This window comes from Candidatus Margulisiibacteriota bacterium (assembly GCA_028706105.1).
Lineage (GTDB): Bacteria > Margulisbacteria > Riflemargulisbacteria > GWF2-35-9 > DYQY01 > DYQY01.
This window is the reverse complement of record JAQWCF010000008.1, coordinates 25,506-35,000: the sequence shown is the minus strand read 5'-3', so window position 1 is coordinate 35,000 and position 9,495 is coordinate 25,506. Positions and strand designations below refer to the sequence as shown.

General features: G+C 35.6%; 10 protein-coding genes and 1 tRNA gene. 4 read left to right on the top strand and 7 right to left on the bottom strand.

Annotation, left to right across the window (positions count from 1 at the left end):
- Nucleotides 1–77 (top strand) — tRNA-Pro (locus PHF25_01595).
- Between the two features lie 24 nt (nucleotides 78–101).
- On the opposite strand, the gene PHF25_01590 is transcribed toward PHF25_01595, so the two are convergent.
- The 5 genes from PHF25_01590 to PHF25_01570 form a co-directional block, all read right to left on the bottom strand.
- Nucleotides 102–545 (bottom strand): Rrf2 family transcriptional regulator, encoded by a 444-nt coding sequence (locus tag PHF25_01590; GenBank protein ID MDD4526712.1) that lies wholly within the window; start codon nucleotides 543–545, stop codon nucleotides 102–104.
- Nucleotides 542–1,147 (bottom strand): sulfur carrier protein ThiS adenylyltransferase ThiF, encoded by a 606-nt coding sequence (gene thiF, locus PHF25_01585; protein MDD4526711.1) that lies wholly within the window; start codon nucleotides 1,145–1,147, stop codon nucleotides 542–544. Before thiF ends, PHF25_01590 begins: the two co-directional genes overlap by 4 nt.
- 172 nt (nucleotides 1,148–1,319) lie before the next feature.
- Nucleotides 1,320–1,520: a sulfur carrier protein ThiS gene (gene thiS, locus PHF25_01580; protein MDD4526710.1), complete on the bottom strand. Its 201-nt coding sequence runs from the start codon at nucleotides 1,518–1,520 to the stop codon at nucleotides 1,320–1,322.
- Nucleotides 1,517–2,455: a cysteine synthase A gene (cysK, locus tag PHF25_01575; protein ID MDD4526709.1), complete on the bottom strand. Its 939-nt coding sequence runs from the start codon at nucleotides 2,453–2,455 to the stop codon at nucleotides 1,517–1,519. Before cysK ends, thiS begins: the two co-directional genes overlap by 4 nt.
- A gap of 64 nt (nucleotides 2,456–2,519) precedes the next feature.
- Nucleotides 2,520–3,824, bottom strand: a complete 1,305-nt coding sequence (locus PHF25_01570) for an O-acetylhomoserine aminocarboxypropyltransferase/cysteine synthase (GenBank protein ID MDD4526708.1) — start codon at nucleotides 3,822–3,824, stop codon at nucleotides 2,520–2,522.
- A gap of 229 nt (nucleotides 3,825–4,053) precedes the next feature.
- Here PHF25_01570 and PHF25_01565 point away from each other — a divergent pair, with 229 nt between their 5' ends.
- Nucleotides 4,054–4,851 (top strand): SDR family oxidoreductase, encoded by a 798-nt coding sequence (locus PHF25_01565; protein ID MDD4526707.1) that lies wholly within the window; start codon nucleotides 4,054–4,056, stop codon nucleotides 4,849–4,851.
- Nucleotides 4,852–4,857: 6 nt separating this feature from the next.
- Here the strand turns inward: PHF25_01565 and PHF25_01560 are convergent, their stop codons facing one another.
- Together PHF25_01560 and PHF25_01555 are read right to left on the bottom strand one after the other, a co-directional pair.
- Nucleotides 4,858–6,303, bottom strand: a complete 1,446-nt coding sequence (locus PHF25_01560) for a hypothetical protein (protein ID MDD4526706.1) — start codon at nucleotides 6,301–6,303, stop codon at nucleotides 4,858–4,860.
- A 159-nt stretch (nucleotides 6,304–6,462) separates the two neighbouring features.
- Nucleotides 6,463–7,344 carry a hypothetical protein gene (locus PHF25_01555; GenBank protein MDD4526705.1) on the bottom strand — a complete coding sequence of 294 codons (882 nt, stop codon included), beginning with the start codon at nucleotides 7,342–7,344 and terminating at the stop codon, nucleotides 6,463–6,465.
- Between the two features lie 137 nt (nucleotides 7,345–7,481).
- Between PHF25_01555 and PHF25_01550 the strand changes: the two genes are divergently transcribed.
- A complete protein-coding gene (locus tag PHF25_01550) occupies nucleotides 7,482–8,072 on the top strand; it encodes a TetR/AcrR family transcriptional regulator (protein MDD4526704.1) in 591 nt (196 codons plus the stop codon).
- The gene (locus PHF25_01545; protein MDD4526703.1) at nucleotides 8,065–9,495 is read left to right on the top strand and encodes a TolC family protein; all 1,431 of its coding nucleotides are present in this window, start codon (nucleotides 8,065–8,067) and stop codon (nucleotides 9,493–9,495) included. The genes PHF25_01550 and PHF25_01545 overlap by 8 nt, the downstream gene beginning before the upstream one ends.

Sequence of the window (9,495 nt, the reverse complement as noted above, 5' to 3'; positions counted from 1 at the left end):
CGGGGTATAGCGCAGCCCGGTAGCGCACACGTCTGGGGGGCGTGTGGTCGTCAGTTCAAATCTGGCTACCCCGACCATAATTAATTAGCATAAAACACTAATTAAATAGAATAATCTAGAATAGCTTTTCTTTTCCTAGATTTTTCTACTAAATCTTGCAATGTAACGTTATCTACAATATCTGAAACAGCCTTTGTTGCCTTTTGCCAAATTATTCTAAGAGCACAATGGTCTACATCCTTACAATCTTTATAGCAACTATCCACACAAGCTATTGGCTCAATCGGTCCATCCACATAACGAACAACATCTCCTAAAATAATCTGAGCAGGGTGTTGGTCTAAATAATAACCACCATTTTTACCTCGCTTACTCTTCACAAACCCACCTTTTAGCAAATCCGACATAACTGTCTCCAAAAACTTATGGGGTATATCCAGCTCTCCAGACAGCTCTTGCAACCTTATGACATCTTTTACGCCATAAGAAATAGCTAAATAAAGCAGTGCCTTCAATGCATAATCTCCTTTAAACGATATCTTCACGCTAAATTCCTTTCTATAGCAATTGATGCCATTAAAGATGCACAAGTCATAACCCTATGCGCCAATGGAGGATTGTTTTTTCCCACCTCTGTAATACCGTCACCAACAATAAATAAATTATCTCTCATTTTTCTTATTTTAATTTCTTCACCAACTACTCCAGACATCCCATTACCAAAGATAAGAAGCTTCTCTGTGTTACCAAAAAACTCCAAAAACATTATCTTCGATTCTGTATTATCAAACGCCTCAAATAAAACATCTCTATCTTGAAAAAAATTTTGGAGATTATCTTTTGTTAACCTAACGTTAATAACATTAACCTTCACCGCAGGATTTATTTTCTGCAATCTTCGAGCTGTCGTGACTACTTTAGCTAGACCTATCTCGTCTATAAAATAATTCTGTCGATTCAGATTGCTAGAATCAACAATATCATCATCAATTATCTCAAAATCGACAAATCCAGTTCTAACTAATATCTGTGCGATATTAGAGCCGAGTCCACCCACACCAGCTATCCCAATCTTGGTGCTCTGAATTTTCTCTAATTGCTCTCTTGATAAATACCGCAATAATCCTTCTTCAAATATGTTTTTCAAAATATCTCCTTTAAGTCTCACCCAGCTTAACTCGCCGAAAACTGATAAAATATTGTCTTTACGCCACCCTCTCCTAAATGAGAGGGGTTAATGAACTTTTCACCTTTAACTTTACTTTTCTCCCTCTTGAGACTTGTGCAGAGCTTGTCGAAGTAGGGGGCTAGGGGGAGTGTCATCCTCCACCAACAAACCTAACAATTTCTACCTTATCGTTCTCTTTCAGAATAGTTGTATCCCAAAGCTCTTTACTAATTATTTTAAGATTAAGTTCTACAACGACTGCCTCAGGTTTAATAGAAAAAGCAGACAATAATCCACTAATGTAACTTCCCTTTTTAATAGACTTTAGTTCTCCATTAACCGTTACGTTCATGCGGATGCTTCCTCTTGAAACAACCAAGTAGAAAGGTATCTCTCTCCTGTATCAGGCAACACTACAACAATAACCTTACCTTTAGCCTCAGGTCTTTTAGCTACTTCTAGCGCTGCCCATAACGCGGCCCCACTGGAAATACCTACCAAAATTCCTTCTTGTCTTGCTAGCTGTCTTGAAGTTTCTCCAGCCACTTGAGCGTCTACTTTAATTATTTCATCTGTAAACTTAGCCTTATAAATAGAAGGGACAAACCCAGCGCCAAGCCCCTGAATCTTGTGTGGTCCAGGCTTACCACCAGAAAGAACTGAAGATTCTATAGGCTCCACAGCAACTATTTTCACAGCAGAATTCTTTTTCTTTAGAGTTTCACCTACGCCAGTAATCGTTCCTCCAGTTCCAACTCCAGCCACAAAATAATCGACTGTTCCATCTGTGTCTCTCCATATTTCTTCTGCTGTAGTAAGCCGATGTATCTCTGGATTTGCTGGATTATCAAATTGATGTAAGACCAAACTATTAGGAATCTCTTTATTCAATTCATTTGCCTTATCAATGGCACCTTTCATACCCTTAGAACCCTCAGTAAGAATAAGTTCCGCACCAAAAATCTTCAGTAATTGCCTGCGTTCCATGCTCATTGTTTCTGGCATAGTCAAAATAAGCCTATACCCTCTTGAAGCAGAAATAAAAGCTAGTGCAATACCAGTATTGCCGCTGGTTGGCTCAATTAGAACAGTGTCTTTATTAATTAACCCCTTTTTCTCGGCAGACTCTATCATTGCAACACCTAGCCTGTCTTTAACACTTGAAAGTGGATTAAACGATTCTAGCTTAACTAAAACCTCAGCGTTTAAACCTTCCGTCATTCTATTCAATCTAACAAGTGGTGTTCTTCCTATTGTTTCTGAAATGTTTTTGTAAATTTTACTCATGACATATTCCTTTCTATTTAAAACACCTCCTACCAAATAAGACAGAGGTCTGTTTTAATCTTTGTTAGATACTTTCCAATGCTTGTTCAATATCAGCCAAAATATCATCAATATGTTCAATTCCAATAGATAGCCTGATGTAATCCTGAGAAACACCAGTCGCTAACTGCTCAGCTTCCGATAACTGCTGATGCGTTGTGCTCGCAGGGTGGATAGCTAAAGTTTTGGCATCACCAATATTCGCAAGATGTGAAACAAGTTTTAAGGAATTAATAAAATTTTTGCCAGATTCTAATCCTCCTTTTATACCAAATCCAAGAATAGCTCCTGCGCCTTTTGGTAAATACTTCTTCACTTTAGGCTTCTCTGGGCTGGAAGAAAGACCTGGATAATTAACCCAAACAACTTTCTTATGTCCTTGCAAATACTCCGCAACTTTTAAGGCATTTTCACAATGCCTAGCCATTCTTAAATGAAGCGTTTCTAATCCTTGAAGAAATAAAAACGAATTAAAAGGAGAAAGCGCTGGACCAAGATCTCTTAATAAGACTACCCTCGCTTTAATAATGTAAGCTATGTTTCCTAATGGTTTCATAGCATCTACAAAATTTATCCCATGGTAACTAGGATCAGGATCCGCAATCAATGGAAATTTACTTTTTCCGTATTCTTTTACAGTCCAATCAAATTTTCCAGAATCAACAATCACTCCGCCTAAAGATGTACCATGTCCGCCAATAAACTTGGTTGCAGAATATACAATTATGTCTGCACCAAAATCAAATGGACGAAGTAGATATGGAGTAACTGTGTTATCCACAATAAAGGGCAATTTGTTATCGTGAGCAATCTTTGCAATTAACTCTAAATCTGTCACATTATTTTTTGGGTTACCAATACTTTCTGCATAAATTGCCTTTGTCTTTGCTGTAATTGCCTGCGTTATCTTCTCTGGTGTAGCAGAATCAATAAATACCACTTTAATACCCAGTTTAGCAAAAGTGTAATGAAATAATGTATATGTACCACCGTAGAGATTATCCAAAGAAATAATCTCATCGCCAGCTTGAGCAAGGTTAAGAATAGCTAAGGTTATTGCCGAGGAACCAGAGGCAACAGCTAAGGCCCCTACTCCACCCTCTAACTGCTCAACTCTCTTTTCAAAAACATCAGAAGTTGGGTTCATTAGTCTAGTATAAATGTTTCCAAACTCTTTTAACCCAAATAAATTTGCTGCATGGTCAGTGCTCTTAAACTGATAAGATGTTGTCTGATAAATAGGAACGGCTCTAGCCCCGGTAGTAGAATCAGCCTCTTGTCCTCCATGTATAAGAATTGTTTCTGGGTTTAACTGTTTGTCTTTTGTCATTTTTCTTTCTCCTTTATAGTTTATTTCTCTTATTCTACCTCTTAAGAGGGAGTTAGATGTCGTGTCATTATTTACATAATCCCTATAGGGTTTATGGGGTATATAATAATACTTTAAAAAATCATTGTCAAGACCTCTCCCCCTGTCCCTCTCCTAAAAGAGAGTGGCAAAAATAAAATGTTTATTATAAGTTGAAACAAGAAGGATAAAAGTTGTACAATCAGAGCTGATGGACAATAAAAACTACACATTAATTACTGGCGGATCTTGTGGCATAGGACTTGCTCTGGCCTATGAGTTTGCTAGACATGGGCATAATCTAATTCTTGTATCTAGAAAAAAAGAAACACTAGAAGAAACTGCCAAACAAATAAGGAAACAGTATCCAGTAGAAGTAATAACTATTGCTCAAGATTTGACCTTAACTGATTCTGCAAACCAACTATTTCAAGAATGTGAAAAACAAAACCTAGAAATTAACATTCTGGTGAACAATGCCGGATTTGGTAACTATGGGTTCTTTGCTCATACAGACACACAAACAGACCTAGAATTAATCACACTCAACATCACAGCACTAACTCATCTCACAAAGCTATTTCTGCCTGCTATGATACAAAAAAAATCAGGGCAAATATTAAATGTTGGCTCCATGGCAGCTTTCTACCCTGGACCATTCATGGATACTTACTTCGCTAGCAAAGCTTATGTGGTGAGTTTCTCGGAAGCACTTAACGAAGAAGTCCGTTGTCTAGGAATAAAGGTTAGTTGTCTCTGCCCTGGTCCCACTGAAAGCAACTTTGGAAAACGTGCTAACTACAAATTTAAGTCTCATAATAAAATTAAAATGACAGCAGAGGATGTTGCCAGAATAACCTATAAAAATATGATGAAAAAGAAAGTTATAATTATACCTGGCACTAAAAATAAGCTACTTTACTATGCAAATCTATTAATCCCACGTTTTCTAAAACCACGAGTCGTCAAATACTACAGTGGGTTTAAGGACTTTGAAGTTCAGTGTTAATAACAACTAGGTTCCCGCTAAACCTTTAACAAATAATCTATAAAACAAATTAAACTTCCCTTTATATCCTTGATCTAAATAAGTTGAATTATCAATAAACCCTGCTCTATATTTATCGATTTTTGCTCTTGTTTTTAGTATAAAATCTGGAGTAGTCGATTGACTATCAACTCCATTGCCAACTATATCGATAACTTTTGCTAACTGAAACAATGTAATATCATTATCAGTATAATTAACATAATAACCCACTGGTTTATCGCTTTTATAATCTACTGCATCTTTATTAAAAGCAATTCTAGGGTCACTTAACCTTGCTAAATATTGCACCATTTCTGGATCATCATAATCATTTGTTAAAATCCTTACTCCCAGCCTAATTTTTCCAAACTGAATATTATCGGCAGTAGGTTCTGTTTCAGCAGCCATTTTTTCAATCTCTACCTTAATATCTTTATAAGCATCTGGTCTATCTTCACGAGTATCGTGTAATAAAAGGATTTTTGCTAATAATGGGCTATGTACTCCAAAAAATTCATGCATCACTCGCAATAGATGAATCTGATGCACAAAATAAGGTCTAATCCCATCTGTTCGATATTGCCCCATATGTCCCTCGATTACTCTATTTCCTAACCACTGCAACTGCCTTAAATCGTCAGGAGTCACCTCCTTCAGTGTCGACAAGGCCTTGTCGAGCTCAAACTGCAGATATACCCTAACTGCCTCGTCCTCTATCATCTGGTTCACTTTACCTGGACCAGGCACATCATCTAGAAACTGAGGAGGTGTTGCTCCAATCCCTAAGTAATACTGATTATTTAAATGTTCCCCAATTTTCTTAGCAAAGCCTAAGTCCTGCATCATTTCTTTTAAAATTTCCAATTGATTCTCAGCAGACAGTTTGTTTAATGCCTCTTCCCCGCCTGCTCTAGCTAACATCTCCTCATACAAACACTTAGTAGCTGCTTTAATCTGCACAAAATCTTTTTCAAGCTCTTCTGTTGAAAGCATAGAAGCTGGAATATAATTAGATTTTTGCATCCTTTGCAGACCTCGCAAAGGTTGACCTGCCTTCCATGTAGCATTTGCAAACCTTGCAACCAATAACATGTCATTAATTTTTTCTGGTGAGTTGTTGTCTTCTGCTAAAAGATATTTAAAAACTTCTGAAATATTCTTAAATTTTATCTTAGTACCAGTATCAGCATTCTTTATTTCAAGCAAAACACCCGCTCCGCATTCAACCGCTATTGCTCCGGCTTGATTAATTGCTATCTTCTCATTGTTACCATTCTTAATACCTTGGACTTTCTGTGTTATTCTTTCTTGTGCAACTCTCAATAAACCTGCTACTCCTTGATGAACATCTTTAATCGAAATTGGTTGTGGCAAATCAGATAAAGATACAAGCTTCTTGCTATTGTTCATCGCTATTATTTTAAAACTCATCACACCTATTCCTTTATTTTATTCACTATTAATTGTCAAACCCCAGACAAAATACTTTTAAGCTTTTGCTTACTATCACATTTACTATTCCCATTTAATAAAAATAAAAACATCAAAAGAAATTAATAGATAATATTAAATGTCAAAAAAGCAATCGGACTACAGCTGACACACTGCAAAAGCCAATGCTCCAATCATAAAAACAATATACAAAAACCCCATCTGTGCGCTCATTTGATCTTTATCCTCGTCTGAACTCGGGAGCAATATCAAATTCACTGCAGGTGGCATCAAACTTTGAATAATTAAAAGAATTGCAACTAGTTTATCAAACTTAAAAAAGTATATTAATAACAATGTTGTCGCAGGAAAAAACAAATACTTGATTAAAATTATTCTAAGCATGTCACCGCTGAAAACTGATTTTTTCCCAATCATGCTATGTCTAATTACCCCGCCAAAGAAAAACAAAGCACCAGGAATAAGAAGCAATCCAAGAAAATCCTCTAGCAGTAATAAAGCTGGCATTTTAACCCCGCCAAAGCCTATAAAAACTAAAATTATGGGAAGGACACTCGCAAAAAAAGGCAAATTGAACATCCCTCGATAATTTCTCTTCTCGCTTAACACCATAGCTCCGATAGAGAAAACTGATAGGTTAAATCCAATCATATACATAAACAATAAAACCTTGAGATGCTCGCTATTTGGCATAGCGGCAATGATTGGCAAAGTCAAAAATCCAGCATTTTGAAAAGCTAGCATATTAAAATCAACATTACCTCGTTTGGATTTCACATAACGAAAAGTTATTATAGCCAAGAATATAAACCAACTCTGTGCAATAATTATCCAATAATTAGCAAAAAAGAAATCAATAGTTAAATAATTAAAAATATTCAAGAAAATATAAGGAGACATAACCAAATTAAAGATAAAAAATTGCAGTTTTTTAAAATACTTAAAAGATAATTTAAAAGATGCTACATACCCGATAACCGTATAAGCAACCAACATCAAAATGCTTACAGATAATGACATCTTCTTCTCCTATCTATTTTCCCATATCGCAATGATAATAACATAAATTATCAATATACGCTGACAAAATCTTGCTTGATTTTAAAAATCTTAAGACGTAAAATCTTCCGAGAGCGAACGCTCGCCATGGAGAAATAATGGGAACTAAAGAAACTATTCTGATTGCAGCTAAAAAAAGATTTCTAGACAGAGGATTCCACGGAACAAGCATGCGCGACATTACAAATACTTGCGGCGTTTCACAAGGCGGGATTTATTCCTGTTTCATAAGTAAGGAAGATTTATTCAAAGAAGTATTGAATCAAGCAATCCCTTTTGATGTTTTTTTCGAAGAATTAAGCCTTATGCTTAAAGAAGAAAGTGAACCAGAAATATTGTTCAAAAAACTTTCGATAACCTTTCTGTCGGCCTTTGATATAGATACGATGAAACTACGCATGATTGATTTTTTAGAATTTAAAGGAAATTATTTTCAACTATTGCTCACTGAAAGAATCAAAAACAACTCAACCACGCTGCTTGATAAAATCCAAAGTTTTATTGATGAGGGTAAAATCAAAAAAACAAACCCTAAATCCCTGCTCTTGAGCTTTTTTATGTCTGTTTTTTCCTACTTATTTATAAAATCTTATATCTTAGGAAAACAACCATTAGAAGAAGAACTAATAGAAACAATAAATATTTTTTTATATGGATCATTACCACCAAAGGAGAAAATTAATGAATAAAATCAAAATCACAACACTACTACTTCTCGGATGTTTTACCTTCTCGTCTGACCTATCACTCAAAGATTATTTGCTAAAAATAACCCAAAATGACCCTGCCTACATGCAACTCTTTCTTAATGCACAAAGCATTGAAGGTTCGCTACAATCATTGCAAGCTATGTACGACCCAAGACTATCAGCTTCGCTTCAATATACTAACCAAGAAGAACAGCCTTCTGTTCCATCTAAACTAGAAAACATTAATACGATAGTTGGCAGTTTAGGAGTTACAAAAAAACTAGAAGACACTGGGACCAATCTCAGTCTAACGTATGTTAGAGTTGATAATAGCTCCAAAATGTCTACTAGGAATCTTTCTCAAATCAATCCTTCCTTAACCCTTAGGGCAACTCAACCTCTTTTAAAAGATAATATGGGCGTCTACAGCAACATGCCACTTAAAAGATTAAACATCCAAAAAGAAATAATTGAACTATCCATCAAAGAAGCAGAAGAAAAATATTTCCTTGATTCTCTCAATTTATACTATGATTGGCTCTCACTAACTCTTGCCTTGGAACCTTTAAATATAAGTTATAAAAATGCAACCAACCTACACGAAGAAGTGAAAGAAAAATATCGCAATGATGCAGCATTAAAAACAGACTTACTTCAAGCAGAAAATGCCGTACTTATTTATCGCAATGCGCTGAATGACACGCTCTACGCATGGAACGCCCTAGCCTCAACAATCTATCAAAAAATGGGTGACAATTTTGTGGCTGAAATGAAATGGGAAAACCTTCCAAAGCGTCCTGAAATATGCGAAAGTTTTTGCCAAGAAGAACCAATGAAAACACTTCCCAAACTAAGAATAATTTCTACTTTCGAAAAAACACTTGCTCAATACGAGCTGGACTTAGAAAAAATAAATAGAGAAACCATGCCAGATTTATCTATCTATGGCGAAATTGCCCGCTACAAAAACACTGATAGCTCTCAAGAATCATTCTTTGACTTAACTAAGTCTGAATATACTGCAGGTGCAATATTTTCAACCTCACTTGGCACTAATAGCACCGATGGCCAAACAAAAGTTATTTTATCTAATATAGAATCTACAAAGCAAGAAATTCTTAAAATAGAAAAAGCCTTAAAGACTCAGTACAATAATAATCTGTTAAACCTAGCTAACCTGCAAAAGATAGAAAAAAATGCTAATCAAATCGCAGAAAACTCCAAAGCTATTCTGGAGATTGAAACAAAAAGATTTTCTCAAGGGAAAACAGCCCTCTATAGCTTATCTGATTTTAGACAAAAATATACTCAAAGCAAAATAGATCATCTAAACAAAATCATCGCAATTGCTAAGCTCAAGGCATCAATAGCAAGCATTAATGACAGCTTATTAGATAAAATAAATAAATTGATAGGGAGCTAA

Bases quoted from the DNA above. Each gene is read 5' to 3' on its own strand.
- thiS (MDD4526710.1), bottom strand. From the start codon at position 1,520: ATGAACGTAACGGTTAATGGAGAACTAAAGTCTATTAAAAAGGGAAGT.
- cysK (MDD4526709.1), bottom strand. From the start codon at position 2,455: ATGAGTAAAATTTACAAAAACATTTCAGAAACAATAGGAAGAACACCA.
- PHF25_01570 (MDD4526708.1), bottom strand. From the start codon at position 3,824: ATGACAAAAGACAAACAGTTAAACCCAGAAACAATTCTTATACATGGA.
- PHF25_01565 (MDD4526707.1), top strand. From the start codon at position 4,054: ATGGACAATAAAAACTACACATTAATTACTGGCGGATCTTGTGGCATA.
- PHF25_01560 (MDD4526706.1), bottom strand. From the start codon at position 6,303: ATGAGTTTTAAAATAATAGCGATGAACAATAGCAAGAAGCTTGTATCT.
- PHF25_01555 (MDD4526705.1), bottom strand. From the start codon at position 7,344: ATGTCATTATCTGTAAGCATTTTGATGTTGGTTGCTTATACGGTTATC.
- PHF25_01550 (MDD4526704.1), top strand. From the start codon at position 7,482: ATGGGAACTAAAGAAACTATTCTGATTGCAGCTAAAAAAAGATTTCTA.
- PHF25_01545 (MDD4526703.1), top strand. From the start codon at position 8,065: ATGAATAAAATCAAAATCACAACACTACTACTTCTCGGATGTTTTACC.